23 protein-coding genes are annotated in these 26,047 nt (G+C 71.6%); 10 read left to right on the top strand and 13 right to left on the bottom strand.

The window, feature by feature from the left end:
- Positions 1 to 68: 68 nt before the first annotated feature.
- The 3 genes from ACFY3C_RS17400 to ACFY3C_RS17390 all read right to left on the bottom strand — a co-directional run bounded on the left by ACFY3C_RS17400 (position 69) and on the right by ACFY3C_RS17390 (position 1,250).
- Positions 69 to 695, bottom strand: a complete 627-nt coding sequence (locus ACFY3C_RS17400; RefSeq protein ID WP_390771324.1) for a hypothetical protein — start codon at positions 693 to 695, stop codon at positions 69 to 71.
- A gap of 111 nt (positions 696 to 806) precedes the next feature.
- Positions 807 to 1,094 (bottom strand): hypothetical protein, encoded by a 288-nt coding sequence (locus ACFY3C_RS17395; RefSeq protein ID WP_390771323.1) that lies wholly within the window; start codon positions 1,092 to 1,094, stop codon positions 807 to 809.
- An 81-nt stretch (positions 1,095 to 1,175) separates the two neighbouring features.
- Positions 1,176 to 1,250: a 50S ribosomal protein bL37 gene (locus ACFY3C_RS17390; protein ID WP_099895366.1), complete on the bottom strand. Its 75-nt coding sequence runs from the start codon at positions 1,248 to 1,250 to the stop codon at positions 1,176 to 1,178.
- A 77-nt stretch (positions 1,251 to 1,327) separates the two neighbouring features.
- On the opposite strand from ACFY3C_RS17390, the gene ACFY3C_RS17385 reads away from it, so the two are divergent.
- Positions 1,328 to 2,527, top strand: a complete 1,200-nt coding sequence (locus ACFY3C_RS17385) for a PP2C family protein-serine/threonine phosphatase (RefSeq protein ID WP_386572901.1) — start codon at positions 1,328 to 1,330, stop codon at positions 2,525 to 2,527.
- 26 nt (positions 2,528 to 2,553) lie between these two features.
- On the opposite strand, the gene ACFY3C_RS17380 is transcribed toward ACFY3C_RS17385, so the two are convergent.
- Positions 2,554 to 3,918 (bottom strand): pyridoxal phosphate-dependent decarboxylase family protein, encoded by a 1,365-nt coding sequence (locus ACFY3C_RS17380; RefSeq protein ID WP_390771322.1) that lies wholly within the window; start codon positions 3,916 to 3,918, stop codon positions 2,554 to 2,556.
- A gap of 114 nt (positions 3,919 to 4,032) precedes the next feature.
- On the opposite strand from ACFY3C_RS17380, the gene ACFY3C_RS17375 reads away from it, so the two are divergent.
- The 4 genes from ACFY3C_RS17375 to ACFY3C_RS17360 all read left to right on the top strand — a co-directional run bounded on the left by ACFY3C_RS17375 (position 4,033) and on the right by ACFY3C_RS17360 (position 7,413).
- On the top strand, positions 4,033 to 4,524 hold the full coding sequence (locus ACFY3C_RS17375; protein ID WP_390771321.1) for a MarR family winged helix-turn-helix transcriptional regulator: 492 nt from the start codon (positions 4,033 to 4,035) through the stop codon (positions 4,522 to 4,524).
- 161 nt (positions 4,525 to 4,685) lie between these two features.
- On the top strand, positions 4,686 to 5,342 hold the full coding sequence (locus ACFY3C_RS17370; RefSeq protein ID WP_386572898.1) for an RNA polymerase sigma factor: 657 nt from the start codon (positions 4,686 to 4,688) through the stop codon (positions 5,340 to 5,342).
- A complete protein-coding gene (locus tag ACFY3C_RS17365) occupies positions 5,339 to 6,436 on the top strand; it encodes a CU044_5270 family protein (RefSeq protein WP_390771320.1) in 1,098 nt (365 codons plus the stop codon). The genes ACFY3C_RS17370 and ACFY3C_RS17365 overlap by 4 nt, the downstream gene beginning before the upstream one ends.
- 203 nt (positions 6,437 to 6,639) lie before the next feature.
- Positions 6,640 to 7,413, top strand: a complete 774-nt coding sequence (locus ACFY3C_RS17360) for an SDR family oxidoreductase (RefSeq protein WP_390771319.1) — start codon at positions 6,640 to 6,642, stop codon at positions 7,411 to 7,413.
- A 30-nt stretch (positions 7,414 to 7,443) separates the two neighbouring features.
- Here the strand turns inward: ACFY3C_RS17360 and ACFY3C_RS17355 are convergent, their stop codons facing one another.
- A complete protein-coding gene (locus ACFY3C_RS17355) occupies positions 7,444 to 8,409 on the bottom strand; it encodes a LysR family transcriptional regulator (RefSeq protein ID WP_390771318.1) in 966 nt (321 codons plus the stop codon).
- Between the two features lie 140 nt (positions 8,410 to 8,549).
- Between ACFY3C_RS17355 and ACFY3C_RS17350 the strand changes: the two genes are divergently transcribed.
- Both ACFY3C_RS17350 and ACFY3C_RS17345 read left to right on the top strand, forming a co-directional pair.
- Positions 8,550 to 9,470 (top strand): zinc-binding dehydrogenase, encoded by a 921-nt coding sequence (locus tag ACFY3C_RS17350; RefSeq protein ID WP_390771317.1) that lies wholly within the window; start codon positions 8,550 to 8,552, stop codon positions 9,468 to 9,470.
- A 58-nt stretch (positions 9,471 to 9,528) separates the two neighbouring features.
- A complete protein-coding gene (locus ACFY3C_RS17345; protein WP_386572893.1) occupies positions 9,529 to 9,963 on the top strand; it encodes a nuclear transport factor 2 family protein in 435 nt (144 codons plus the stop codon).
- An 18-nt stretch (positions 9,964 to 9,981) separates the two neighbouring features.
- Here ACFY3C_RS17345 and ACFY3C_RS17340 read toward each other — a convergent pair whose 3' ends face one another.
- The 5 genes from ACFY3C_RS17340 to ACFY3C_RS17320 all read right to left on the bottom strand — a co-directional run bounded on the left by ACFY3C_RS17340 (position 9,982) and on the right by ACFY3C_RS17320 (position 18,263).
- Positions 9,982 to 11,304: a M64 family metallopeptidase gene (locus tag ACFY3C_RS17340; RefSeq protein ID WP_390771316.1), complete on the bottom strand. Its 1,323-nt coding sequence runs from the start codon at positions 11,302 to 11,304 to the stop codon at positions 9,982 to 9,984.
- Positions 11,305 to 11,446: 142 nt separating this feature from the next.
- Positions 11,447 to 12,730 (bottom strand): hypothetical protein, encoded by a 1,284-nt coding sequence (locus ACFY3C_RS17335; protein WP_390771315.1) that lies wholly within the window; start codon positions 12,728 to 12,730, stop codon positions 11,447 to 11,449.
- Between the two features lie 72 nt (positions 12,731 to 12,802).
- Positions 12,803 to 15,133 carry a transglycosylase domain-containing protein gene (locus ACFY3C_RS17330; RefSeq protein ID WP_390771314.1) on the bottom strand — a complete coding sequence of 777 codons (2,331 nt, stop codon included), beginning with the start codon at positions 15,131 to 15,133 and terminating at the stop codon, positions 12,803 to 12,805.
- A 20-nt stretch (positions 15,134 to 15,153) separates the two neighbouring features.
- Positions 15,154 to 17,547, bottom strand: coding sequence for a glycosyltransferase (locus tag ACFY3C_RS17325; protein ID WP_390771313.1), 2,394 nt, complete (start codon positions 17,545 to 17,547; stop codon positions 15,154 to 15,156).
- Between the two features lie 14 nt (positions 17,548 to 17,561).
- Positions 17,562 to 18,263 (bottom strand): hypothetical protein, encoded by a 702-nt coding sequence (locus ACFY3C_RS17320; RefSeq protein ID WP_390771312.1) that lies wholly within the window; start codon positions 18,261 to 18,263, stop codon positions 17,562 to 17,564.
- A 464-nt stretch (positions 18,264 to 18,727) separates the two neighbouring features.
- Between ACFY3C_RS17320 and ACFY3C_RS17315 the strand changes: the two genes are divergently transcribed.
- Positions 18,728 to 19,351 carry an RNA polymerase sigma factor gene (locus tag ACFY3C_RS17315; protein WP_386573126.1) on the top strand — a complete coding sequence of 208 codons (624 nt, stop codon included), beginning with the start codon at positions 18,728 to 18,730 and terminating at the stop codon, positions 19,349 to 19,351.
- Positions 19,344 to 20,183 carry a hypothetical protein gene (locus ACFY3C_RS17310; RefSeq protein WP_390771311.1) on the top strand — a complete coding sequence of 280 codons (840 nt, stop codon included), beginning with the start codon at positions 19,344 to 19,346 and terminating at the stop codon, positions 20,181 to 20,183. Before ACFY3C_RS17315 ends, ACFY3C_RS17310 begins: the two co-directional genes overlap by 8 nt.
- Positions 20,184 to 20,243: 60 nt before the next feature.
- On the opposite strand, the gene ACFY3C_RS17305 is transcribed toward ACFY3C_RS17310, so the two are convergent.
- From ACFY3C_RS17305 to ACFY3C_RS17295, 3 genes are all read right to left on the bottom strand, one after another.
- The gene (locus ACFY3C_RS17305) at positions 20,244 to 23,309 is read right to left on the bottom strand and encodes an FG-GAP-like repeat-containing protein (protein WP_390771310.1); all 3,066 of its coding nucleotides are present in this window, start codon (positions 23,307 to 23,309) and stop codon (positions 20,244 to 20,246) included.
- A 207-nt stretch (positions 23,310 to 23,516) separates the two neighbouring features.
- The gene (locus ACFY3C_RS17300; RefSeq protein WP_390771309.1) at positions 23,517 to 24,545 is read right to left on the bottom strand and encodes a tyrosinase family protein; all 1,029 of its coding nucleotides are present in this window, start codon (positions 24,543 to 24,545) and stop codon (positions 23,517 to 23,519) included.
- Positions 24,546 to 24,748: 203 nt separating this feature from the next.
- Positions 24,749 to 25,399, bottom strand: a complete 651-nt coding sequence (locus ACFY3C_RS17295; protein WP_390771308.1) for an FMN-dependent NADH-azoreductase — start codon at positions 25,397 to 25,399, stop codon at positions 24,749 to 24,751.
- A 119-nt stretch (positions 25,400 to 25,518) separates the two neighbouring features.
- Between ACFY3C_RS17295 and ACFY3C_RS17290 the strand changes: the two genes are divergently transcribed.
- On the top strand, positions 25,519 to 25,884 hold the full coding sequence (locus ACFY3C_RS17290) for a winged helix-turn-helix transcriptional regulator (protein WP_386572883.1): 366 nt from the start codon (positions 25,519 to 25,521) through the stop codon (positions 25,882 to 25,884).
- Positions 25,885 to 26,047: the final 163 nt, after the last annotated feature.

The following is a 26,047-nucleotide window of genomic DNA, read 5'->3' as shown; positions in this document are numbered from 1 at the left end:
GCACCGACCGCACTTCGATCATGGGCCAGATGGCTCCGGAATTGCCGAAAGCCCGCGCCAACAGAAAGTCACATCTGTCCGCGCTTATTGCCGATGACACGGGCGAGACCCCAAGCCGCGGCCGCGGCGATCACGAGGCCGAGCGGGGAGAACCAGTCGACTCCGCCGCCGGTTTCGCTGTTCCACCATGCCTTGGCCGGCCAGAAGGGATCGTGCTGCAGGAGGTCCCCGGCAGCCCGGGGCGTTTCGCTTTCGGCGATGATGAGCGGGAGGGAGTTGGTGAAGCCGAAGAAGGCACCGAGCGCGGCGATGACGGCCGCAGCGATGTGTGCGCCGTTGCTGCGGTGGCCCACCAGGCCGACCAAGGAGCCGACCAGCGCTCCGTTGATCAGCGCGTGGCCCAGGTAGAGGATGTTGGCCGCGGTGAGCGACTGGTCCTTGTACGTGGCCAGGATGATGCCGCTGTAGAGCAGCGAGACGACGACCGAGACGACGAACCCGAGGAAGACCGCGCCGACCGGGTTGCCGGCCGCGTTCGGCCGCTGTCCGAAGGGCGGAGCCTGGAACGGCGGTGCCGGGTGCATCGGCGCGAACCCCTGTGGCTGCGGGGGCGGGGCGGGCTGGTTGTACGGGTTGTAGGGGCCCTGCGGTGGCTGTGAAGGCGGCGGTGGCGATGAGAACGGCGGCTGGCTCATTCGGGTCCCCCATGGAGTGAACTGGCAGAGGCAGCAAGCTATCAGCGGGATCAGGAGGGGGTCGTCGGAGCCCGAGCGGGCCGTGTGAAGGGCGCCGGACCGGCTCCTCGATCAGGCCCGGGCGGCGAACCGCCTGCGCACGACTATGAGGGCGGTCCATCCGGCCAGCATCACGAGGCCGCCGACCGGGGGCCACTGGCCACCCGCCAGAACGCCGAAAGCCGCCAAGGACGCACCGAGCATGGCTACGGCGGCAGCGGCCGACTCGGCCCGAAGCTGTCGGCCCGAACGCCTGCTCGCCGAAGGCCTGACGAGCTGACGACCGAGGAAGACCTGAAAACCGTTGATCACAGCCAGCACAGCCGCAAGAGCGCCGAGGACACCGTAAGCAAGGGACATGGCGCGAAGTTACACGCTCTCGGTACGTCGTACGGGAAGCCGGAAACCCCCAGGTCGTGGACCCGGGGGTTTCCGGCTGGCTCAGGCGTTGGGACGCTTGCCGTGATTGGCCTTCTTCTTCTTGCGAGCGCGCTTCTTGTTCCCTCGCTTGGCCATGATGCATATCTCCCTCATCCGGGACTTTCTACGCCGTCGCCAGTCTAGGTTCGGCCCGGAGTGTCCGCACCAGCTGGATGGTGCACTGTGGAGACGTGGACGTCCGGCAATACGCGGCCGGTGTGCGGCAGCCGTGGCAGTCGAGCCATGCGCTGCTGGTGATCCCGATCGTGCTCATCGTGGTGATCACGGTGGTGGACCAGTTGGTCCCGGCCGACATCCATCTCGGTCCCCTGCTGGTCATCGCCCCCGCGATCACCGCCTCGTTCGCCGACGCCTGGCTGACCGGGTTGATCGGTTTCCTGGCCGTGGGAGCGCAGGCGTACATCGGCTGGCACTTCGGCGTGCTGTTCAGCCGGAACGTGCTGGTGCAGATCCTCGCCCTGACCGTGCTGTCGGCCATGACCGTGTTCTTCTGCGTGGTGCGCGACCGCCGCGCTCGCCAGCTGGCCCAGGTGCGCATGGTCGCCGAGGCGGCGCAGCACGTTCTGCTGTGGCCGCTGCCGGAGCAGATCGGCTCGATGAGGATCGCCTGTCTGTACATGGCGGCCGAGGCCGAGGCCCAGATCGGAGGTGATCTGTACGCCGCGACGCCCACCGACAACGGCGTACGGGTCATGATCGGCGACGTTCGCGGGAAGGGGCTGTCCGCCATCGGCGAGGCCGCGCTCCTCATCGGGGCGTTCCGCGAAGCCGCCCACCACCACACCTCCCTGCCCGAGCTGGCCGCCTCCCTGGAACAGAGCGTGGCCCGCAACCTGCCGGACCTCGGGCCCGACGAACACGTGGGCGAGCGGTTCGCCACCGTGATGCTGGTGGAGATCCCCGACGACGGTCACGTCACGCGGATACTGAGCTGCGGCCACCCCCCGCCCCTGCTGCTCGGTCCCGGCAGCGCTGTCACGGTCCCCGTGCACCCCGCACCCCCGCTGGGGATCCACGGGCCGACGCCCGGGGACTACACCGTCGACGTGTTCGCCTTCGAGCCCGGGGACACCCTTCTGCTCTACACCGACGGCGTCATCGAGGCCCGGGACGCCGGCCGCGCCTTCTACCCACTGGCGGACCGGGCCGCCCAGTGGGCCGGCAGCAGCCCCGAGGAGCTGCTGCACCACATCCGCCGTGATCTGCTCGACCACGTCGGCGGATGCCTCGACGACGACGCCGCGCTCATCGCGCTGTGTCACGCGCCGAGCACCCACCGCACGCATCGACACGGGCCGGGCCTCCATGTCGGCGGCTTCGGTCAGCAGCACGGTGTTCTGCCGCCCGAGTGAGCACTGACACAGGGGACGTCATCAGGTCAGCCGGCCTGGGCCAGTCGCTCGACCCGGCTGTGCAGGTGCTCCACGTGGTGTTCGGACTCCGGCTTCATGAGGACGCTGCGGAGGATCCGCGCGCCGTCGGCATCAGCGGTGACCTTGGGATGGCGGGCGGCGAACGCCTCGCGGCCGGCCTTGAGGGTGCTCAGGAAGACGGGGTCGGGGCTCTCCATGCCGTCCGCCAGGATGCGGGCGGACGCCGCGTCGATGCCGGTGAGGCTCGCCGGGGCGACGGCGGGGAAGTAGGTGACGATGTCCAGCTGGGGTTGCTGGTACAGCTCCAGGAGGTCGGACGCCTCGATCAGGTCCGCCCACTTCAGGGCGGCCCGCCGGCCGGCCGCCAGGACCCGGCCGAGGCCGTCGGGGGCGGGCGGGAGGAGCTGGAAGGTGAGCCACAGGGCGGCCGCGGAGGCGCCGGCGCGGGAGCATTCCAGGCTGATCTCGCCGAGGTGCAGCTCGGTCGAGGTGAAGTAGGTGTAGGGCGAGTCGTGCAGGTAGAAGCGGCCCACCTCGGGGTCACGGAAGAGGACGGCTCCGCAGCCGTAGGGCTGGAGTCCGTGCTTGTGCGGGTCGACGACGATCGAATCGGCCTGCGCCAGGGCCCGCCAGGGCTCGGGGGCCAGCGCCTCCGGGCCGTCCGCGCCGGCGAGCAGGGTGAAGAAACCGCCGTACGCGGCGTCGACGTGGACGCGCACGCCGTAGCGCTCGGCGAGGGGCAGAACCTCGTGGACGGGGTCGACGGCGCCCAGTCCGGTGGTGCCGGCGGTGAGGACGACGGTGCCCACGCCCCCGGTGCTCAGTACCTCCTCCAGCGCGTCGAGGTCCATCCGCCCCTGCCCGTCGGTGCGGACGGGATGGCTGGTCATGTCCAGGACGTGGCACATGCGGCCGTGGGTGTAGTGGGCGTCGGCGCTGTGGGCGACGCCCCGGCCGGGGTGGAGTTCGCGGGCGACGAAGAGGGCTTCGAGGTTGGCGATCGTGCCGCTGGTGGTGAGGTGGCCGAGGTGCGTGTCGTAGCCGAACATCGCGGCCAGCTGGGCGACGGCCTCGCGTTCCATCGCGGCGGTGGCGGGGCCGCCGTCCAGGGCGTGGTTGTTGGGGTTGATCAGCATGGCGGTGAGGTGGCCGACGACTGCGGCGGGGTGCGGGGGCTTGAGCATCTGGCCCGCGTAGTGCGGGTGGAAGAAGGGGTAGTTGTCCTTCAGCCGGCCCGTGAACTCCTCGAAGACCGCGCCGAAGCGGTCGTCGTCCACCTGGAGGGACGGGTGGGGCCGGTAGGGGCCGAAGCCGTCGGCCCAGTCCTGTATCGCGTGGGTGGCTCGTCCGAGCCAGTGCTGCAGATCCACTGATCTCCCTCTCGCTCGCGGGTGGGCCCACTCTAGGATTTCATTGACTGATCAGCAATTGACTACTCAGCAATTGAGACAGCAGTGACTGAGGCAGCAGTAAACTCGGCGGCGATGAACGCCACGCCCCAGCACGACGACGAAACCGTCGCCCGCGCCGCCAACAGCGGGCTCGTCCGGGACTTCGGTCTGCTGATCAAGTCCGCCACCCGCCTGGAACAGCGCATCGACAGCGCGCTACGACGGGAGTGCGGGATCAGCCACACCATGCTTGAGGTGCTGATACGGCTCTGCCGCCGCCCCGGCGAGGAGGTCTCCCAGCGGCAGCTGGCCGACGACCTCACGCTCACCAGCAGCGGCACCACCCGCCTGATCGACCGCATGGAGGAGGCCGGCCTGGTCCGCCGCACCCCTTCCCCCGAGGACCGCAGGGTGGCTCTGGTGGAGCCGACCACCGAGGGACGCGCGGCGTTCCTGCGCGCCGCGGCCGTCCACGCCCGCGTGGTGGAGCAGTACTTCGTCAGGCCACTGACAGCCGACGACTACGCACGGCTCACCAGCGCACTGGGCGACATCGACAAGGCCCTTCGCGAAGAGGCCGGGTGAGGGGCCGGTCGTAAGAGGCGGCCGTCGTCAGGCCGACCGTGGTGCCGAGCACGGCGCCCCCGACGTGACGGCGGGACGCCGCCCATGACCCCAGCACATGTGACACAGGTCACGGGAAGTGGGCGCAGGGTGCCGGACAGCTCATTGAGGTGAGCACTGATATGCGAACCCGGGTACGGGCCGGGGAATCGAGCGCGTTCGCGGAGCTCTTCGACAGCTACGCCCGCGCGGTCTACAACCACGCCTTCCGGCTGACCGCCGACTGGGCGGTGGCCGAGGACGTGATGGCCGCGACGTTCCTGGAGGCGTGGCGGCTGCGCGACAGGGTCGATCCCGAAGGCGGCTCCCTGCGGCCCTGGTTGCTGGGCATCGCCACCAACACGGCGCGCAACCAGTACCGGAGCAACCGGCGGTACCGGGCTGCCGCGAGCGCCGCCGCGGCGGCCGAGCTGTCGGTGCCCGACCACGCGGACGAGGTGGCCGAGCGGGTCGACGACCGGCGCCGACTCGCCACGGCCCTCACCGCCCTCGCCAGGCTGCGTCGGCCGGAGCGTGAGGTCGTCACGCTCTGCCTGGGTGAGGGCCTGGACTACGAGGCCGCGGCGGGGGCCCTCGGGATTCCCGTCGGAACCGTCGCCTCCCGGCTCTCCCGGGCCCGCAAGAAGCTGCGCGCCTACGCCCAGGACGAACCGGTCCGCCTCGCGGCCGGGGCGCCGTCCGAGAAAGTCCGCGGAAATCGGGAAGTCGGCCGTCCCGCCCGACAGACAAGAGGTGATCGCACGAACGTGATCCGGCCCGCACAGGAAGGAAACCGATGAACGCGAACACGTCCCGGCAGAACCCGGCCGAGTGGGACGAGAGCGCACAGCTCTTCTCCCGGACGGCGCGTGACCTGCCGACGGGCCGCCACCAGTTCCACAGGGAGCGTCTGATGGCCCAGATCCACGACATGCAGCAGGAAGAGCGCACGGCGACGGTGGTCCCGGTGAAGACGCGGCGTTCGCGGCTCCCGCGTCCGGCGATCGCGCTGCCCGCCCTGGCGGCCGCCGTGGCGGCAGCTGTCATCGCCGGAGTGTCGATGTCCGGCGGTGGCGGGGTCAAGGACGGAGGCGTCGCCACCGGACCGGCGCTGACCACGCAGATCGGCGCGGCGACCAGCAAGGGCGTGCCCCAGTTGCTCGACCAGATCTCGCTGGCGGCGGCCGACACCTCCCACCCGGACGTCAAGCCGGGGCAGTACATCTACATCGAGTCCAAGGCGGCCGAAACGTTCGTGAAGCACGTCGGCGACACGTCCAGCCTCGCCAGCCACGCGCTGCACCGGCGTCAGGTGTGGATGTCCCCGGACGGCACCAAGGGCTGGCTCATCGACCCCGCGGTCGACGACAGTCCCGAGGGCGAGACCCTGAGCCTCCCCGACGAGCAGGGCAACACCCCGAAGGCGAACCTGAACGGTCCGTCGTACGACTACCTGGCCAAGCTCACCACCGACCCCGACGAACTGCTGGCCAAGATCTACAGGGAGACCAAGGGCCAGGGCAACTCCCCCGACCAGGAGGCGTTCACCACCATCGGGGACCTGCTCGGCGAGAGCTACCCCCCGGCGGAGCTCTACTCGGCGCTGTTCAAGGCCGCCGCGAAGATCCCCGGTGTCGTCGTGGTCGAGGACGCGGTGGACGCGGCGGGCCGGCACGGGGTGGCGGTGGCCCGGCTCGACAAGCCCAGCGGTGAGCGCGAGGAATGGATCTTCGACAAGAAGACCCATGTCTTCCTCGGCAAGCGCACCGTCCAGGTGTACGGGAACAGCGGAACGGACCACCTGATCACCCCCGGCACGGTGCTCTACACCAGCGCCATCATGAACCGGGCCATCGTCGACGCCATGAAGCAGCCCCCGTCGCAGGCCGGCTGAGCCGGCCGCCCGGCCCTCATGCCGAAGGACCCCTTCCGCTCTCCACCAGCGCCCAGCCATGCGCGAACAACTCCGGCAGGGTGCGGGTGGGCAGGGGAAGCGGGTTCTCCTGGCCGTCGGAGCCGTGAGCGGGCCGTGTGAAGGCGGCTGCGCTGGGCGACGCCGACCAGGACCCCTTCGACCCGAGAGGAGAATCCCGATCCATGAGCGACGCACAGAACAGCCCCGCATCCCGCGCCCCGCTTCCCCGGCTCGACGGCCGCAAGGTGGTCATCACCGGAGCCTCCCGGGACTTCGGGCGCACCCTGGCCATCCGCTTCGCGCAGTGCGGCGCCGAGGTGTACCTCTCCGCACGGACGGCACAGGCCGCCCGCCGCGTGGCCGACGAGGTCCGCGGCCTGGGCCACGACCAGGTGCACGCGTTCGCCTGCGACCTGTCCGACCCCGCTGCGATCCGGGCCTTCGCCGCCGAGGTCGCCGCGGCGACCGGCCACATCGACATCCTGGTCAACAACGCGGCCCGCTGGCTGCAGGGCACCGACCTGCTGTCGGCCAGCGACGAGGACGTCGCAGACACCGTGGCCTCGGGCGCCACCGGCACGGTCCTCATGGTGAAGAACTTCCTGCCCTTGCTGCGCGCCTCGCGGCAGCCGGACGTGGTCAACATGATCTCGGCCGCCGGTGTCCCCGGGCACCACCGCTCGGACGCCCACTCGGCGTTCTACGCCGCCAAGAGCGCCCAGGCGGGATTCGCGGACATCCTGTCCAAGCGGCTGCGCCCCGAGGGGGTGCGCGTCATCTCCCTGTACCCGCCGGACTTCGTGAACCCCGACCCGCTGTCCGAGGACTGGGAGAAGACTCCGCGCGGGACCGGCGACCCGCTGACCGCGCACTCGCTCGTGGAGTGTGTGCTGTTCGCCGTGTCCCAGCCGCGGGACTGCTTCATCCGCTCCTTCACCTTCGAACAGCCCGCCTGAGCAGGGAGGTTGACGGCACTCGCCGATCCGCTACCCGGTCGGCGTGCTGTGATCTGCGAGTTTCGGATGGTCGGTGTCGGGGAGCCAGTCACACTGCGGTGAGTACTCCAACCAGCGCCGGGCACGGCCGACTTCGGTGAAGCCGCGCAGCAAGGTGTCGAGCAGGGGGTGACGGGAGGACTCGCGCCAGGCCAGCGACCACGCGTACAGCGGCGTCGGCTCTACGAGCGGGATGCAGCGCAGGCCCATGTGGTCCGGCAGCGGCGCGTCGGCGGGGAAGAGGGTGAAGCCCTCGGGCTCGGTGCGGATGTGCTGCGCGAGGTGGTCCAGGCCCAGGTTGGGACCGTCGTGCCGGCGCGTGATGTGGAACGCGTCGGCGAAGCGGCGCAGGAAGTCCAGGCGGCTCAGTTCGGCCGGGGACCACAGGACGCTGTCGCGCAGGTCGGCCGGGCGCAGGGCGGGGGCGTCGGCCAGCGGGTGGGACGGGCCGACCACCGCGTCGACGGGTTCCAGCCGCACCAGCCGCTGGGTGAGTCCCGCGTCCCGGCCGTCGGGCAGCGGGTGCACCCGGCCGAATCCCAGGTCCGTGTCGCCGCGCAGCAACGCCTGCGCGACCGACGGCCAGTCACGTCCCGGACCCGGCTCGCACGGCACCGGACCGAGCGCCTCCACCGCGTCGGCGACCGTGCGCATCGGCGCGTACAGATGACCCCACGTGTCGATCCGTACGACCGGTCCGGCGCCCGTCACCGCCGCGACCGCCCGCTCGCCCGCCACCAGCGCCTCACGCGCGGCCGGCAGGAACCGCTCCCCCGCCTCGCTCAGCCGGACCCCGCCCTGACGCTCGAACAGCCGCACGGCCAGCAGCTCCTCCAGCCGCGCGATGCGCTTGGACAGCGCCTGCTGGCTGGTGTTCAGCTCCTCCGCGGCCCGCCCGAAGTGCAGTGTCCGGGCCGTCGCGACGAAAGCGCGGACCAGGGCGAGGTCGAGGTCCATGCCCCTGACCCTATGCGACAACCCCGCGTTGTCGGTCCGGGCGCTTCGTTGTTGGCCGAGCCGCCGCCGCACCCGGTCGGATGGTGCCAACAGACAGCACCGAGAGATGGCCCCGGGCGGCCACCGAAGGGACGACCACGATGAAAGCCTTCGTACCGACCGGAGACCCCGCCGAGCCGGTCGTGCTCGCCGACGTCGCGGAGCCGGCGCCACGCCCCGACGAGGCGCTGGTGAAGGTCGAGGCGTTCTCGGTCAACCGGGGTGAGACCTTCAGGCTGGAGAAGCCCGGCCCCGGCGACCGCCCCGGCAAGGACGTCGCGGGGCTGGTGGTGCAGCCGGCCGCCGACGGCAGCGGACCGTCCGGAATCACGCGGGTCGTCGGCCACCCCATGGAGGGCGGCTGGGCGGAGTACGTGGCGGTGCCGACCGACGCGCTCGCCGAACTGCCGGACGACGTCTCGGCGCTCCAGGGCGCGGCGCTGCCGCTGGCCGGGCTCACCGCGCTGCGGCTGCTGCGCGCCGCCGGACCGGTGCTGGGACGACGCGTCCTGCTGACCGGTGCCTCCGGAGGCGTGGGCCACTTCGTCACCGAACTCGCGGCCGCCGCCGGGGCCCAGGTCACCGCCGTGACCAGGGACGCCGACCGCGGCGCCCGGCTCGCCGAACTCGGCGCCGCCGAGATCGTCCACGACGTCGCCGACGCCCGGGGCCCTTACGACATCGTGCTGGAGTCGACCGGCGGACAGGCCCTCCCCCTCGCGCTCGCACGGCTCGCCAGGCGCGGCACGCTGATCTGGTTCGGGCAGGCAAGCCGCACCCCGGCGACGCTCGGCTTCTTCGACTTCTTCACCGGCCCCGAATCGGCTGTCATCCGCCACTTCCACTACCTCGACGCGGACACCCGCCTCGACGACGACCTGGCGACGCTGGTCCGGCTGACCGCCGAAGGCCGCCTGCACCCCGAGATCGGCCGCGTCACGGACTGGGCCGACACCGCGACCACCCTGACCGACCTGCGCGACCGCCGCATCCGCGGCAAGGCCGTCCTCACCCTGTCCTGACCCTGTCCTGACCGGCGCCCGGACGACCGGACGCGGGAACCACCGAAGGAGCACGCCCATGACCACCAACGACCCCAGGGCCGTCGTCATCCGCTACGTCGAGGCCGTCCGCGACGGCGACGCCGCTGTCATCCACGACAGCTTCCGCGAGGACGCGACCTGGCACTACCCGGGCGACCTGCCCGTCTCCAAGGTGTGGCGGGGACGCGACGAGATCGTCGGCGAGTTCCTCGGCAATATGGGAACGGTCTTCGTCCCCGGCACCGTGGAGATCGAACTGGTCAGCACGATCGCCGAGGGCGACCGCGTGGTGGCCGAGTGGACCTCCAAGGCCACCACCGTGTACGGCGGCGCCTACGACAACCGCTGCATCGGCATCTACACGGTCCGCGACGGCCGGATCGCCTCCGTCGTGGAGTACGCCGACACCAGGCACGTGGCCGCGACCCTCTTCCCGGACGACGACGCCCGCCGGCCCGCCGGTACCGAGTGAGCCGCGGCGGCTACCGCGTCACCGCACCGTCCACGTCAGCGAGTCGGACGTCTGTGCCCGGACCGCGGGGTCCCGTACAGCCGTCGTGCGGTCGGTCACGGTCGCCGTGATCTCGTGGCCGCGACCGTGGACGCCCAGTTGGTGCGGCGTCACCGACAGGTCGCCCGTGGCCCACGGGACCCGTCTGCCGTCGACGGACCAGGTCAGTTCGAGGTCGGCGAGGCCGGTCAGCGGGGCGAGGCGCACGGTGATCCGCCGCCCCTGCCGGACCGGCCGGGACGTGGGGACGGAGGAGGTCAGCGCGTCCGCGTCGGCGTAGAAGCCGGCGATCATCGCCTCGCGGCCGACGACGTTGAACTCGGTCGAGGTCAGGGAGCGCATGAGGGACGTCTCGGTCGGCCGGTAGATGCCCGTCTCGTAGTACCCCCCGCCCTCGTACGTGCCCACGACCGAACCTGTCGGGTCGTCGGCCCCGAGCCAGCGGTACCACTTCGACGAGGCCGGGTCGCGGCCGAGCGTGAGGTTGGCCTCGGCCGGTTCGTCGGGGTACGGGTAGGGACCGTAGCCCGCGTACTGGTACTCGTCGGCCAAGTGGCCTATGGAGTGGCCCAGTTCATGGGCGCCTATGAGGTACGACCTGTCGTTCTCGGACGACATCGTCGCCACCCCGTGGAAGGGCGAGCCCGTCGGCAGGTCGCCGGCGGAGTAGCCCGCGCCGCCGTACTTGGCGGAGTTGGCGATGACGAAGACGATGTCGGCGTCCGGGGCCAGAGCGGCGTGCTCCGCGACCTTGTCCGGGTCGACGCACAGCAGGCGTTCGAGGCCGTCGCAGAAGAAGTGGGAGCCCAGCGCGGTGTCCTTGGCGACATCGGCCGTCGGGTCGCCGGAGACTCCGGAGTCGTGGGAGACGGCGCCGACCAGCCAGATGTTGAACAGGCCTCGGTAGCTCCGGTACGGCTCGATGTCGAAGATCTCGTCCAGCTTCTCCTCGGCGTCCGTGGCGAACTCGCCCTGTTCGTCCGCGGTGTAGCCGTCGCCCATCACCACCAGGTCGAGCCGCCCGGCCACAGGCCCGGTCCGCTGGAGTGACCTGACCGTGGCGGTGGCGTCCACCGGGGCAGGCGTGCGGCGGGCCGTCCGGGCGGGGGTGTCCGCCGGGACGGTCACCTCGCGGGGCTCTGCGCCGGGACCGGGGAAGTACTCGACGCGCTGGGTGTGAGCAGGGGCGGCGCCTGCCGCCTCGGCCGGTCCCGGGTGCGCTCCGACGACCAACGCCACCGCGGCGGTCAGGGCGGCTGCGGCAACGGTCCGGCACGTACGTGGTCTTGCGCGGTGCGACACGGAGACCTCGCTTAAGTACGCAGTTAAACAGACTTAAGGGCTCGCTTAACCTAGAGGCTCGGGCATGAACCGGCAAGGCCTGTCGCTGAGTTGATGCTCCATCAGACATCTTTGCCGCAGAGCGTCGGGCGAGTCGTTCGCCTCAGAGGCGGAGTATCCCGGGGAACTCCCCGTGGCTCGCATCCGGTTCGGTGAGGGCCAGCCAGCCGTGCCCGCGCACCCGGGTGTCCGGGCCGACCTCGGCCGGGTCGAGGGAGAGCCGGCCGCAGGCGGACTGCGCCGAGGACGTGCCCGCGTTGGGCGGGCAGTCGTCGAACTCGGGGTCATGGTCCGGGTCGTCGACCGCGAGGGTCTCCCAGGGCAGCGGGTCGCCCTCCCATTCGGGGTCGTCCTCGGCGGTGTAGCGGCGGATCACCATGCCTTCCTGGGCCACCACCCAGATGTTGGAGCCGCCGTGCTCGTCCAGGAAGAAGAACTGCGCCTGGCCGCAGTGGGCGCTGACCCGCTCGACCGCCTCGATCATGTCGTCCCAGGGGTCGCCGAGGAGGAGGTCGAGCGAACCGTAGACGAGCCGCCAGCCGTCCAACTCCGGGGTGACGAAGGCCCGTCCCACGGTGCGGTCGGTGCCGTCGGGACCGGTCAGGCGGACCCTGTCGCTGCCGCCGTCCACCGCGTGCAGACCGCCGGAGACGGTGATGGGCCGTCGCTCGTGCAGGCCCAGCGCCTCGAACACTCCCTCGTAGGACGCCCCGGGCACCGCCAGCCACCACCCGCTCAGGCTCAGCGACGGAAGACGCGGGATCTCGTGCGGGATCTTCACCCGTATCAGCCGCTCGATCACCTCCTGGTCACGCCGGTCGAGGGCGTCGGTGCCACCGCCCGCCACCAGCGCGGCCATCGCTCCCCGGCGCGTCCTCGGGGACTCGGCCGGGTCGCGGCGCAGGCCGCGCAGCCGCGGGCCGAAGGAGTCGGCGAGCAGCCGGGCGTACCGTGCGGCGTCGTAGTTGTAGGAGGCGTCCCATCGCGAGAAGGCCTCCGCCAGGGCCCGCAGCCCGGCATCGGAGTCCACCCGCAGCCTGACGAGACCGGAGAAGCCCCTGTGGCTCATCCGCCGGTCCGGATCGGCCGCCGCGGCCGCGTACCGGTCCGCCGAACGCTCGTCGAACACGCCCAGGTAGCGGCCCGCCTGCCAGTCCGGGATCTCCTCCCGCCGCCAGGCCGCCACGACCGCGTCGAAGGCCGGGGGCCCGACGCGCTTCAACACCCCCATCAGCGGCTGGAGATCACGGGTGCTCTTCCGGCCGGCGGCGGCGCGCAGCAGTGCGGGAACCACGGTGTCCGCCTGCTCCACCACCCGCGCCTCGGCGGCTGCGGTGCGCGAGGCGTCCCCGTGTTCCAGGTCCTCGATCAGGGATTCGATCTTCATACGGAGGACAGTAGAGGGACGCCTCGCGGCGACGGGACGCCGGCAGCCGGCCGAGGATCCGCCCGACGTGGCTCAACGGCACCTGGGCCCATGGCATTTGTGGCCTGATCCCGGGCCGCCGGGCGTGGGAGCGGCGGTGGGGGACGTCTTCCTGCCGTCCTTGCCGTCCCGCTTGTCCGGGTGCGCGGAGGGAGAGGGAGAGGCGCCCGGCTCGTCGGCGCCGTGCCCCAGCGGCGTGGGCTTGGGGAAGGGGACGTCGGGGAGGCCGGTGAGGGCGCCGCGCATGTACTGGGTCCAGATCTCGGTGGGGATGTCGCCGCCGAACACCTTCTGGAGGCCGCCGACGCCTACCAGGGACTGCAGCTCGGGGTGTTTCGGGTCCTCTCTGAAGAGGACCACGGAGGTGGCGAGTTGGCGGGTGTAGCCGACGAACCAGGCCGATCGGAAATCGTCGGTGGTTCCCGTCTTGCCCGCGGCCGTCCTGCCGAGGGCCTGGGCCTTGGTTCCGGTGCCCCGGGCTATGACGCCCCGGAGCACGTCGGTCACGTGGTCGGCGACGGCCGACGGCAGGGCCCGTACGGGGACGGGGGCGGTGAAGCCGGGCAGCGCCGTGCCGTCGTGGGTCACCTTGGTCACCGAGTACGGGGTGGCCTGCGTACCGGAGGCGGCGAAGGTCGCGTAGGCGCCCGCCATCCGGATGGCGCTCGGTGTCGAGGTGCCGATGTAGAAGCCGGCGCTGGAATCGGCGAGGCTGCCGGAACGCAGGCCGAGGGCCTCGGCCGTCTTCGCGACGTTGTCGTAGCCGACGTCCTCTCCCAGTTGCACGTACGGCGTGTTGACCGACTGCTCCATGGCTGTGCGCAGCGAGATGTAGCCCCAGCGGTGCGTGGTGTCGTTGCGCTGGTGGAGGAGGCCGGTGGGGTCCTTGTCGTCGGTGACGTAGTTGCCCTGCTGGTCCTTGATCTTGATGCCGTCGTCACCGTTGAACTTGCTGGCCGGGGTGATCGACTCGGCAGGCTTGCCGGGTCGCAGGACGGCTCCGTGCTGGAGCGCGGAGGCGAGGACGATGGGTTTGAAGGTCGATCCCACCGGGACGCCGGAGGTGTCGGCGTTGTCCGAGTAGTGGGCCCGGTCGAAGCCTGCGCCGCCGTACACGGCCAGGATCCTGCCGGTCCCGGGGTCCACCGAAGCGGCTCCGACCTGCACGTCCCGGTCGACCGACCGGTGGGCGGGGTCGAGACGTTCCTTGCGCACGTTCGCGACCGCTTTGGACAGCTCCGCCGTCTTCTTCCTGTCGAAGGTGGTGTGGATCTGGTAGCCACCCCGGCTCAGGCTGTTGTCGGTGACGGCCGGGTCGTGCGCCTGGACGTACGAGCGGGCCAGTTGGACCAGGTAGCCGGTCTGGCCGGTGAATCCCGCACCGGGGGCCCACTTCCTGGGCGTCGGGAAGCCCTCGGCGGCGTACCGGGCCCGCTGCTGCGAGGTCAGTCTGCCGGTCTGCACCATCCGGTCGAGCACCCAGGACCAGCGGGCCTCGGCCTTCGCCCTGGCCGTGCGGTCGGAGTCCGCGTACTGGAAGAGGCTCGGCTCGTTGACCGCAGCGGTGAGAAAGGCCCCCTGGCTCGCGTCGAGCTTCTCCACCGGGAGGTTGTAGTACATGCGGGCGGCGGCCTGGATGCCGTTGGCCTGGCGGCCGAAGTAGCAGGTGTTCAGGTATCCCTGGAGGATCTGCTCCTTCGACATGCTGGCGCCGATCTTGGACGAGATCAGCAGTTCCTTGAACTTGCGGGAGAGCGTCTGAGACTGGTCCAGGTACGTGTTCTTGACGAACTGCTGGGTGATCGTCGATCCGGACTGGACGGAGTCGCCCTCGGCCATGTGCAGGACGGCGCGGGCGATGCCCTGCGGGTCGATGCCCGGGTCGGTGTAGAAGGACGAGTTCTCCGCCGCGATGAAGTCCCACCGCACGTCCTCGGGCACCTGCGCGAGGGTGACGTTCTGCCGGTTGACGCTGCCGTCGGTGGCCAGGACGGTGCCGTCCGACCAGTAGTAGACGTTGTTCTGCAGCAGCGTCGTGGGATTGGGGTCGGGGATGGTGACCGTGGCGTAGGCGTAGCCGACGACCGCTGCCGTGCCGCCGAGGACGCACAGGAAGAGCGACAGCAGTTGGAGCACCGACGGCAGCCAGCGGCGCGGGCCCGTCCGGCCCCGGCGCGGGTAGTCGATCCAACGTTTCTGCTGCGGCGCCCTTCTCCTGGCGCGGCCCGGCAGTTCCTCTCGTTGGGCCTGGTCACGTCGTGGGGCCTGGTCACGACGTGCGGCCCGGCGGCCCGTGCCGCGGTCGCCCCCGCCACGCGTGCCGCTGTTGAAGCGCTGCGGCGGCCGGCGCCGGTGTCCGCTCATGGGCTCTGCTCACTGTCCTCTCAGTACAACTGCTGTGTCTCGTACGGTCCGGGCTGCCGGAAACCCGGGGGCGGCGGGGGCTGGGGAAGTCCGCCGTACGGCGGAGGTTGCTGGACGGGGGCGTACGGCGGCCGCTGCTGAACAGGGGCATACGGCGCCGGCTGCTGAACGGGGGCATACGGCGCCGGCTGCAGACCACCGTGATACGGCGGCCGCTGCGGACTGACGGGGCCTTGCGGAGGGACGTCGTTGCCGGGCGCCTCCGCCCCCGCCGGGGCCTGCAGGCTGCCGTAGCGCTCCATGCGCTGCCATCTCAGCCGGGAGCCCGACACGGCGGTGAAGACGGACTGGATCACCACCAGGTACATCAGCTGCCGGTACACGAACTGCTGCAACGGCAGGCTCCACAGCGGGCCCGGTCGCTCTCCGTCCAGACGGAACGCGTACAGGCCCATCATGAGCTGCAGCAGGAGGAAGGCCAGCCACAGCCCGACGATCCGGACCGGATCGAGGAAGAGCAGGCCGTACACGGCGAAGATGTCCACGGCGGGCGCGAGCAGCGGCAGCAGTACCTGGAAGAGCAGCAGGTAGCCCAGGCCCCGGCGGCCGAGTTTTCCGGCCGCGCCGCGCTGCACGAGCGCGCCGCGGTGCTTCCACATCGCCTGCAGGGTGCCGTAGCACCAGCGATACCGCTGACGCCACAGGGCGTTCAGCGACGCGGGGGCCTCGGTCCAGGCCCGCGCGCCCTCCTCGTACACCACGCGCCAGCCGGCGCGGCACAGCGCCATGGTGAGGTCGGTGTCCTCGGCGAGGGTGACGTCACTGACGCCGCCGAGGTCCAGCAGCGCCCGGCGGCGGAACGCGCCGACCGCTCCGGGCACCGTCGGCATGCATTCGGCGAGGTCGAACAGGCGGCGGTCGAGGTTGAAGCCGACCACGTACTCGATGTGCTGCCAGCGGCCCAGCAGGCCACCGCGGTTGACGACCTTGGCGTTGCCCGAGACGGCGCCCACGCGGGGGTCGGCGAAGGGCTGCACGATCATGCGGACGGTGTCGGGTTCGAAGACCGTGTCGCCGTCGACCATGACCACCAGGTCGTAGGTGGCGGCGGCGAGTCCGGTGTTGAGCGCGGCGGGCTTGCCCGCGTTCTGCTGGCGGATCACCCGTACCGGCAGGCGCAGCGACTCCACCAGGTCGGCGGTGCCGTCGGTCGAACCGTCGTCCACCACGATGATCTCGCCCGGATGGTCCGAGGCGAGCAGTGAGCGTACGGCCGCCTCGATCCCGGCGCTCTCGTTGTACGCGGGGACGATGACGCTGACCGGCTCGGTCACCGGCGGCCCCCAGGACCGGCCCCGGCTCCGGGAGCGCAGGCGCCGGTGCCGGCGGGCCGCGACCAGTACGACCGCCGCGCGCAGCACGCTGATCGCTCCGGCCGCGTACATCAGCACGCCCAGCAGCCACACGGCCAGGTCGCCGCCCTGCAGCACCTTGATGAAGGCCATGCCCTGCAGACGGTCGCCGAGCCCGGCGGGCTGGACGGGTCCGGCCATGCCGGTCGCGGCGCCGACCGTGGCGAACCGGAAGCCGTGTGCCTTGAGCCGTGGGATCAGGGAGCCGAGCGCGGCGACGGTCTGGGACCGGTCACCGCCGCCGTCGTGCATCAGCAGGATCTGCCCCGCGTGGCCGTGCGGTGTCGCGTTCGCGAGGATGCGGTCCGTACCGGGACGCTGCCAGTCCTTCGCGTCCTGGGTGGAGAGCACCGTGACATAGCCCGCAGTGTCGGCTTGCCGGAGGACGGACCAGTCGGCGTCGTCCAGCGCGTCGTTCCCGGAGGAGTACGGCGGCCTCAGCAGTGCGGTGGTGACCCCGGCGGCGCCGGCCACCGCCATCTGCGTCTCCCGCAGTTCCAGGGAGCGCTGCCATGGGGCGAGGCGGGCCAGGTCGGGATGGGTGAAGGTGTGGATGCCGATCTGGTGGCCGTCGGCGACGATCCGGCGGAGCAGCTCCGGGTGGGCCACGACCTGGGTTCCGACGACGAAGAACGTCGCGTGCACATGGTTGCGGCGCAGCACGTCCAGGATGCGCGGGGTCCAGACGGGGTCGGGGCCGTCGTCGAAGGTGAGCGCGATGGTGCGGGCCTGCGCCTTGGCGGTGTGCGCGGAGGTGGCGGCGTTCGCGATCACGGGGCCGCCGTGCACCACCTGGCTGGGCACCGTGTCGCTGCGGCCCCGGGCGCCGGTCACGGCGTCCGACGTGATGCGGAACATGTGGTGGGTGTAGCCCTGCAGCAGGAGGGCCGTCGACAGGGTCACCGCCAGCACGCTCAGCAGCAGCCAGTGGGTGCGGGGCGCGACCTGGCGGGTAGGGGTGTGGCCGCGGGGAGGAGCCGGGCGGCGTCGGCGATCGGTCACGTCGGGGCCTTGGATCACTTCACCGGGTTGTGGGACGAGCCGTTGGCGCGGCCCTTGGAGGTGTGGGCGGGAGCGGGGGTGGTGGTCGAGGTCGGGGACGTGGTCCCGGTGGGCCCGGACGTGGCCGCAGGGGCGGTCGACGCTGTCGGGCGGTCGGTGGGACTGGAGGTCTTCTGCGCCGCGGGGCCGGATTTCTGCCGCGCCGCGGCGGAGCCCCCGCTCCCCGCGGTACGGCCCGTGCCGGGCGGGGAGTCGGGTGCGGTCGCGCGAGGCACGGCCGGATGCGAGGCGCCCGACTGCGGCACGAACGGGGAGCTGATGCTCGGGCCGCCCAGCATCGTGCTGATCAGCAGGGCGACGTAGCCGCCGGCGGGGATCACCAGCAGGCGGGCGGCGCGGAGCACGCGGCGCTGGCGTCGCCCCGAGGAATCGACGAAGACGGGGCGCGCCGACTCGCCCGTAGGCGTGTCCGGTTCCGGTACGGGATGGCGGGATGTGTCGAACGCCACGGGCGGCAGCGCACCGGTGCTGTACCCCGGGTGCGTCCACTGCGCGGGTTCCGCCGGGTACCAGGGCATCGGGGCCGTGTCGGCGGTGGCGCTGCCGCCGTACTCGTGGCCGTAGGCGCCGTACTCGTGGCCGTAGGCATGCGCGTACCCGACGCCGCCGTACGGATCCTCGCCGTACCCTCCGCCGCTGCCGTTCGTCCACTGCACGAGTCGTGTCCCCTGTCCTGGCCGACCGACGAGGTCGTCCACATGGACAGAGCGGACTCGGCCGGAAGTGTTACACCTCGTCCGACAACCGCCTCGTCACGGAGGCAGGTGGGGGCGGCCGGAACCTCGTGCAGTGGGTGAGGTTCCGGCCGCCCCGTCCTCTGCGTGCCGCGACCGGGGGGAGTCAGCAGCGCCACGCAGAGGCGTCCGGGGACTGGCGGATCGTGTGCCGGCTTCCGGCCGGGCGATCGCCCTGGGCCGCTCGCGCCGACCCGGCTCCCACGCCATGCAGCGCAGGGGCGGCGCGAAACGTCACCCGGCCGTGACGTCGGTGACGTGAAGACGCGCCTGGGGCACTGTGACACTTCTGTGAGCACTGACGCTGGTCACTATGGGGGACCGTCGACGCGACCGGAGCACGGCGGATGACGAATGCCATGAACCCCGTGCGAACGAGGACAGTCTTGGGCCAGGTACGGCACCCCCGGCGCGTGCAGACGTACGACGCGGATCTGGGAGCGGCAGTCGCGCGGGCCCAGGACGGTGACGAAACCGCTTTCGCGGTCGTCTACCGGATCGTGCAGCCGAGCCTCCTCGGCTATCTGCGCGGGCTCGTCGGCGACGACGCGGAGGACGTGGCGTCCGACGCCTGGCTGGAGATCACCCGTGACCTCGGACGTTTCAAGGGGGACGGGGCCGGGTTCCGCGGCTGGACGGCGACCATCGCCCGGCACCGGGCACTGGACCATCTGCGCCGCCTGCGCGTACGGCCCCGGGCGGGCGGGACCGAACAGGACGTACTGGACCTGCCCGCCCCGCACAGCACCCCCGACCTGGCCCTGGAGTCCCTCTCCACCGAGCGGGCCCTGGAACTGGTCCGCTCGCTGCCGGGGGACCAGGCCGAGGCCGTGCTCCTGCGGGTCGTGGTCGGCCTGGACGGCCCCGCCGCCGCACGCGTCCTGGGCAAGCGGCCGGGAGCGGTGCGGACCGCCGCCCACCGGGGCCTGAAACGCCTCGCCCGCCAGTTGGGCGTCGGCGGCGAGAACGAATCGAACCCGTCGGACAGGAACGGAAGCGGACATGGGTGAACGGATGAGCGGCGGTGCGGTTCCGGGCCGTCGGCATGTGCACCCTGGCGGCGCCGCGTCGGGTCCGCAGGACGTGCATGACTCCGCCGCGCTGGAGACGATGCTGGCCGCCGCCCTGTGCGCGGGCGATCTCGACCCCGAGGCCGAGCAGCGGGCCTTGGCCGCCTTCCGGGCCGCCCACGGCACCGCGGCCCACGGCACCGCCGCGCACCGGGCGCGCACCCGGCGCCGGGACGACTGGCGGCCGGCCGCGGAGCGGCGTGCCAGGCGCTCTGTGAAGGTGACCTTCGGCGTGGTGTTCGCCAGCCTCACCCTGGGCGGTGTCGCAGTCGCGGCCATCGGTTCGGCCGGCTCGTCCGCTGACGGAGCCGGTGCCGGCCAAGGGACCGCACACCCGTCGGCGGACGCCCCCGACCGGCCGGGCGGGCAGGCCTCGTCGGCGTCCCCCTCCGGCCGCCACCGGCCGGCAGACGGCCCCGGCCGGGACACCGAATCCCGCTGCAAGGCCTACGAGCAGGTCAAGGCCCAAGGCAAGGCGCTCGACGCGCGGGCCTTGCAGCGGCTCGTCGCGGCCGCCGGCGGGAAGGACAAGGTCGCCGCGTACTGCTCCGAGCAGCTGGCGCGGGCGTCGGCCACGCCGAGCAGACCGGCGGGCACGGGCAAACCCGGCGCAGGTACCTCTGACACCGGCAACGGCACGGCAGGTAAGACCGACGGTTCCGGCAACGGCACGTCCGGCAGCACCCCCGGCGGCACGGGCAGCGCGGGCAGCACGGGCGGCACAGGCAGCACGGGCAGCACGGGCAGCACGGGCGGCGGGAAGCACAAGTAGCAGCGAACGGGCCCGGACGAACAAGTCGTCCGGGCCCGCCGGGTGGTGCCGAGGTCCGCGTCAGAACAGGCCCTTGTAGCCCTGCCAGCCGGTCGCGATCTTCGTGCGGCTGCCGAAGGAGCCCTTGCCGTTGCCGTTGTTGCGCCACACGGTGCCGGAGCTGTCGCGGGCCACGAGGTCGGCCTTGCCGTCACCGGTGATGTCGCCCACGCCCACGAGGGCGTTGTACGACGAGCCCCAGTCGTTGAAGACCTTCACCCGGCTCTTGAACGCGCCCGTCCCGGTGCCGTCGTAGCGCCACAGTTCGTTCGACTTGTCCTGCGCCAGCAGATCGCCGTGGCCGTCGCCGTTCAGGTCGCCGGCGCCCACGATCTTCTTGTAGCCCGTCCACGCCGACGCGATCTTCACCCGCGCCGAGAGCTTGCCCGTGCTCGTCGCCTTGAAGAGGTAGACGTTCCCGGTGGAGGACTGGCGGGCGACGAGGTCCGCCCGGCCGTCACCGCTGACGTCCCCGGGTGAGGTCAGCACGTCGTACTGGTTCCAGTCCGTACCCAGCGACGTGTACGCGGTCGACGGGGTCAGGGCCGAGCCGCAGGCGGGCCGGTAGGCGCGCAGCGTGCCGCTGCTGAAGCGCACGAGCACGTCGTTGCACCGGTCGCCGTTCAGGTCGCCGAAGGGCACCGCCTTCACCGTCGTCGGCCACCCGGAACCGGTCCGCTTGCCGGTGAAGGTTCCGGTGCCGGTGCCGTACTGGTACGTCAGCCCGCCCGAGCCGCCCAGCGTCAGCAGTTCGCCGAAGCCGTCCGAGCCGACGAAGTCCCGCCGGACCGCGGCGGCGCCGGTGACCTTGACCGTGCCGGTCTTCGTCAGCGCCGGGCCCTGGCCGTCGGCCGGGGTGGCCGTCAGGGTCCATGTGTAGGCGCCGTTGGGGACGAGCTTGCCGGCCGCGTCCTTGCCGTTCCACGACGCCTGGACCAGGCCCCGGGCCGTACCACCGGACAGGGTGCGCACGGTCGTGCCGGTCGCCTTGTTCCTGATCACGAGCTGCCAGGAAGCGGCCGGCTTCGAGAGCCACCACCTGGGGCTCCACGGCGCGGCGCCGCCCTTCACGTCGGCCGACCCGGCGACGGCCGCGTCGAGCTGGGTGAGCGAGGAGACGGGAACGCCGCTGGACACGACGTGGGTGTCGCCCTTGGCGTCGACGTAGGCGATCAGGCCGGTGTACGGGTCCACGTCCCAGGGCTTCCAGGACTCGACGGACCCCACCGTGTGCGAGACGGCCGTGCCGGTGCGGACGTCGGTCACCTTCAGGGTGCCGTCCGTGTTGGTGACGACGAATCCGTCACCGAGTTCCGCCTTCCCCCACTCTCCCTGGGTGAGGGTCAACTTGGTCTTCGTGACGGTGTCGTAGACGCCCTGTCCCTCGGCCCTGCCCACGCACGACCACAGCAGCCAGCGTCCCACGGCCTGCACGTGCTCCAGCAGGCAGCCGGATCCGAACCACACCGACTCGCCCCGCTCACCCGTGCGGACGTCGACCGGCACGACGCTGTCGTTGCCGTCGCCCACCCACAGGGTGGTGCCCCACATCGTTCTGCCGCCCGCGATCAGCACCGTGCCGCCCGTGTCGAGGTCGACCACCCGCGTCTCCGAGCCGGCTTCGTCGGTGGACTCGGTGGGCATCACGACGTGGCGGCCCTTGGCGTCGAACACGCGGACGTAGTTGTGCTTCGCGTCGACGGGCGTGCCGGGCAGCGAGCCCGTCGGCTGCACGACCCGGGGAACGATGTCGCCGCCCGAGGACCACAGGTTCCAGACCACCGTTCGGCCGTCACCGGTGCTGACCAGGTTGGGGTCGACGGTGCCGGTGACGGCGCCGTGGGAGGTGCGGGAGCCGAGCGTGAGACCGTCACCGGTCGCGTCGACCGGTCGGCTGTACAGGTACGTACGGCCCTGCTCCAGGTCCTTCTGCAGCATGGTCAGCCGGCCGCCCATGAGGGTGAGGTCCTGCACGGGGTCGGTCATGGGCTTCAGTTCCGCGGCGGCGACCCGCTGGACCACGGGGGTGCCGTCGGCGCCCGCCCGGACCAAGTTCACTCCCCAGTCGGCGGTGTCGGGGCCGCTGCCTTGTACCAGGAGTCCGCCGTCGGGGGTGGAGACGGGGTCTCCCACGCTCCGCGACCGGGCCAGCACGGTCCCCGTCGTCGAGCCGTCGAAGGCGACCGCGTCGACCCGCCAGACGGGCAGGCTGCCGTCCATGGCGCCCAGGGAGGCGTCGTAGCGTGAGATTAGGAGCTTGTCGCCGACCATGCCCAGCAGGCGCGTCTGCGGGTCGTTCACCAGGTGCACGGTGCGGACGACGGTGGTCAGGTCGTCCCGGGAGTACACGGAAACGGTGTCGGAGCCGTCCCACGACAGCAGGTGGGTGGCGGTGAGGACCACCTGAGCGTTGCTGCTGACGTTCGGGCCGAACGGCATTTCGACCAGTCGGCCCTGGTCGGCGTCGAGCCAGGCTCGCGTGACCGTCGTGCTGTCCCGGTAATGGACCAGCATGCCGTGGGCGTCGGCGACGGGCGAATTACCGCCGTTCAGCAGGGTGATGCCGGCCGGGACGCCCGCCACGGTGCGGTCGCGCACCGTGCCGTCGTCCTGCACGTCGAGGAGATGCCACTGCGGGTTGTCACCCGACCAGGCGGTCGTCACAACGGTCCGCCCGAGCGTCCCCACGTAGGTGTGACCCGTCGGCAACGGGAGCGGCACGGTCGTCCCGCCGGCCCCCATGTCCCGCAGCGACACGGTCCGCGTGCCGTCGTCGTAGCGGGCGACGACGTCCGAACCGGCGCCGAAGTCCGGCATTCCCCACACCTCGGTGGCCGAGGCGTCCACCACCGTGTCCTCACCGGTGTAGGTGGTCCACAGATGGCCGCGTCCGGGTTCGTAGCGCAGGAACCCCGACGTGCCCGCGCTCAGCAGGGCGGTCCTGGGCAGCAGGGACGTCTCGGCCGGTACGACCACCTCCGCGGCGTCGGTCGCGTGCGCGTCGAAGGCCAGCGGCCCAAGCCCCATGGCCAGCGCGAGCGAGGTGGCGGCGGCGATGCCGCCACGTATGAGGGCACGTCTGCCCACTCGGTTCCTCCACAGGAGACGGGGGAGCGAGGCAGGTCGTGTGACGGACCGATACGGCAGGGGCCGACAAGTCGTTGAGGCACGAACAACTCGCACAAGTGGCCGGATCTTAGCAAAGGACCGGCAAAGGAAGGGGCGAGGTCGTCCCAAACAGAAGGCGTGCTCTCCAGGAGTACGTAGGAGAGCACGCCGATGCGTCTCGGGTGGCTACTGGTAGGAGTAACCGAGCACCGTGATGTCCTTGACGGAGTCGGTGGTGAGGCCGCCGGCGGCCTGGGTCCACCAGGGGTCCAGCCCCGCGTCCGCGCCGGTCACGTTGGGGCCGCCGGTGTGCGTCAGCTGCCACTGGTCCCAGATGCGGTCCACGTTGGCGTGCAGCAGGAAGAAGATCGGGTCGTTCGACGCGGTCATGGGCTGACTGAGCGTGCCGCGGCACCAGTTGTGCACGTTGTTGTGGGCGGCCACTTCCAGGCCGCTGGGCTGGACGCCCGCCATCACCCTGCCGAACGTGAAGGCCGTGAACGTGGGGCGGGTCAGCAGCCCGTCGATGGTCGCCTGGGTCGGCAGACCGCTCGTGGCGGGAGTCGGCCGGGTGACACCGCTGGGCTTCCACACCCAGTCGGGGCGGGCGTGGTCGTTGGCGTAGTCCCAGTAGGGGATCGTGAGCGCGGGATCGACCGTGCGGAGCAGCTCCTCGAACTTGAGGCAGTACGCGCGGTGCCAGGGCAGGAAGCGCTGGGTGGCCTCCGGTCCCATCCCCTGCATGGTGTGGTGCCGGTGGCTCATGTCCTGGTGGTCGGCCACGAGCTGCTTGTACGCCGGCGTGGTCGCGAGCTGACGCAGCACCTCGTTGTACCGGTCCCGCTCGGCGGTGCTCAGCTGCCGGTGGTCCTTGCGTACCCGCTGCGAGGCCCGTACGAGCCTGGTCACCAGGGAGCGCAGCTGCTCCGCCTCCATCGGTGCGGTCATCGGCGCCGCGGTCCCGGTGGGCACGTGCCACGCGGCTTCGCCGGGACCGGCCGCGGCGAGGTGAGCGGCGGAGACGGCCGCGACCGGGCCGGGCGGCGCCATGCCCGGCTGGGCATGCCCGTCCGCCATCATCCGGTTCAGCCGCAGGCCGATCTCCTCGCTGTCGATGAGCTGGGCGGGCGCCCACTCCGAGGCGATCTCCAGGGCGTCCTCGGCGGTGGGGAACCCCTTGGTCGCCGTCTTCGCTGCTGTCTTCCTGGGACTCATACGCGGCTCACTCCTCATTCCTGTCCGCCCACACCCCTTCCGGCCGGGCCACGCCACCCACTCTGGGAGGAGCCGCTCCGGGCGGCGACCGCGACGGTCCGAACGGATGAGCGGGAGATCAGGGCGGAGGATCAGGGCGGAGGATCAGGTCCGAGGAGCCTGCCCCTTCCCCGGCGGGCAGGGGCAGGGAGGCCGGCGCCCGCCTACGCGGCGAAGCGCTCCGCGAGGGCCTTCGCCTTGACGGCCGCGTCCTGGAGGGCGCGGTCGCGGGAGGCCTCGAAGAGCGGGATCAGCTCGGACATCGCCGGGTTCTGCGGGGCCATGGTCAGCTCAGGGACGATGAAGTCGAGCTCCAGCCCGAGCGCGTCGCCGAGGACCGCCGTCAGGTAGTTCTGGACGTACTCGTACGGCTCGCGCGGGGTGCCCGGCGCGTAGGAGCCGCCGCGGCTGGCCACGACGGTGACGGGCGTGCCCTTGGCGGAGGGGGCCTCGCCCGCGGTGCGGCCGAACAGGATCACGTTGTCCAGCCAGGCCTTGAGGGTCGAGGGGATCGAGTAGTTGTACATCGGCGCGCCGATCAGCACCGCGTCCGCCTGCTCCAGCTCCTCGATCAGCTTCTCGCGGTCGGCGAAGGCGGCCGCCTGCTCGGGGGTGTGGGCGGCGGCGTCGACGAAGCCGGCGGTGTGGGCGTGGGCGTCGATGTGCGGGACGGGGTTCACGGCCAGGTCCCGGTAGACCACCGTGCCGCCCGGGTGCTGCTCCTCCCAGGTCCTGCGGAAGGCGTCGGTCACGGCACGGGAGGCGGATGCCTCGCCCGGGAAGAGGGAGGAGTCGATGTGAAGCAGCGTGGCCATGGGGGTCTCCAAAGGGGGCGAGCCCGCGGCAGACGGGCCTGAGGTTTCGTACGCAGCTATGTCTAACACAGGTACTTACTTTTTTTCACCCCCAAACGGTCGGGTAGTACCCTGGCCCCATGGCGGCGGAGCAGACGCATGGCGCGGCACAGTGCAGGCGGGTGGACGACGGCATCACCCGCGTCTTCCAGGTGCTCGGAAAGCGCTGGAACGGCCCGATCCTGTCCGTCCTGCAGGGGCGGCAGACACACTTCGCCGACCTGCGCCGGGCCATCCCCGGCATCAGCGAGCGCATGCTCTCCGACCGGCTCGCCGAGCTCGGCGGGGCGGGCCTCGTGGTCCGCGAGGTCGACGAGGGACCCCCGCTGCGGGTCTCCTACCGGCTGACCGAGGCGGGCGCCGCGCTGGAGCCCGCGCTCAGAGAACTCGGCGCGTGGGCCATCAAGCACCTGCGGGACGCTCCGCCCTGCACGGAGAACGGCTAGCGAGCGGGCCACGGCCGGCGAACGGGCCGAGAGTGGGCCCACCGGGTTCCCCAGCCCGGGTGAAACGGCCGGGAGTTCCGGGCCGCCGGGCTTGATGCCGTCCTCGTGGGCGGCATAGTGACGGCGTCTCAGTTCCTCTCAGTTCCGGACCCGCAGGAGGACC

It is taken from the genome of Streptomyces sp. NPDC001410 (assembly GCF_042895235.1).
In the GTDB taxonomy this organism is placed as follows: domain Bacteria; phylum Actinomycetota; class Actinomycetes; order Streptomycetales; family Streptomycetaceae; genus Streptomyces.
The sequence above is the reverse complement of the archived record's forward strand: the minus strand, read 5'-3'. Positions and strand labels throughout refer to the sequence as shown.

Bases quoted from the DNA above. Each gene is read 5' to 3' on its own strand.
- ACFY3C_RS17400 (WP_390771324.1), bottom strand. From the start codon at position 695: ATGAGCCAGCCGCCGTTCTCATCGCCACCGCCGCCTTCACAGCCACCG.
- ACFY3C_RS17395 (WP_390771323.1), bottom strand. From the start codon at position 1,094: ATGTCCCTTGCTTACGGTGTCCTCGGCGCTCTTGCGGCTGTGCTGGCT.
- ACFY3C_RS17385 (WP_386572901.1), top strand. From the start codon at position 1,328: ATGGTGCACTGTGGAGACGTGGACGTCCGGCAATACGCGGCCGGTGTG.
- ACFY3C_RS17375 (WP_390771321.1), top strand. From the start codon at position 4,033: ATGAACGCCACGCCCCAGCACGACGACGAAACCGTCGCCCGCGCCGCC.
- ACFY3C_RS17370 (WP_386572898.1), top strand. From the start codon at position 4,686: ATGCGAACCCGGGTACGGGCCGGGGAATCGAGCGCGTTCGCGGAGCTC.
- ACFY3C_RS17365 (WP_390771320.1), top strand. From the start codon at position 5,339: ATGAACGCGAACACGTCCCGGCAGAACCCGGCCGAGTGGGACGAGAGC.
- ACFY3C_RS17360 (WP_390771319.1), top strand. From the start codon at position 6,640: ATGAGCGACGCACAGAACAGCCCCGCATCCCGCGCCCCGCTTCCCCGG.
- ACFY3C_RS17355 (WP_390771318.1), bottom strand. From the start codon at position 8,409: ATGGACCTCGACCTCGCCCTGGTCCGCGCTTTCGTCGCGACGGCCCGG.
- ACFY3C_RS17350 (WP_390771317.1), top strand. From the start codon at position 8,550: ATGAAAGCCTTCGTACCGACCGGAGACCCCGCCGAGCCGGTCGTGCTC.
- ACFY3C_RS17345 (WP_386572893.1), top strand. From the start codon at position 9,529: ATGACCACCAACGACCCCAGGGCCGTCGTCATCCGCTACGTCGAGGCC.
- ACFY3C_RS17335 (WP_390771315.1), bottom strand. From the start codon at position 12,730: ATGAAGATCGAATCCCTGATCGAGGACCTGGAACACGGGGACGCCTCG.
- ACFY3C_RS17330 (WP_390771314.1), bottom strand. From the start codon at position 15,133: ATGAGCGGACACCGGCGCCGGCCGCCGCAGCGCTTCAACAGCGGCACG.
- ACFY3C_RS17310 (WP_390771311.1), top strand. From the start codon at position 19,344: ATGGGTGAACGGATGAGCGGCGGTGCGGTTCCGGGCCGTCGGCATGTG.
- ACFY3C_RS17300 (WP_390771309.1), bottom strand. From the start codon at position 24,545: ATGAGTCCCAGGAAGACAGCAGCGAAGACGGCGACCAAGGGGTTCCCC.
- ACFY3C_RS17295 (WP_390771308.1), bottom strand. From the start codon at position 25,399: ATGGCCACGCTGCTTCACATCGACTCCTCCCTCTTCCCGGGCGAGGCA.
- ACFY3C_RS17290 (WP_386572883.1), top strand. From the start codon at position 25,519: ATGGCGGCGGAGCAGACGCATGGCGCGGCACAGTGCAGGCGGGTGGAC.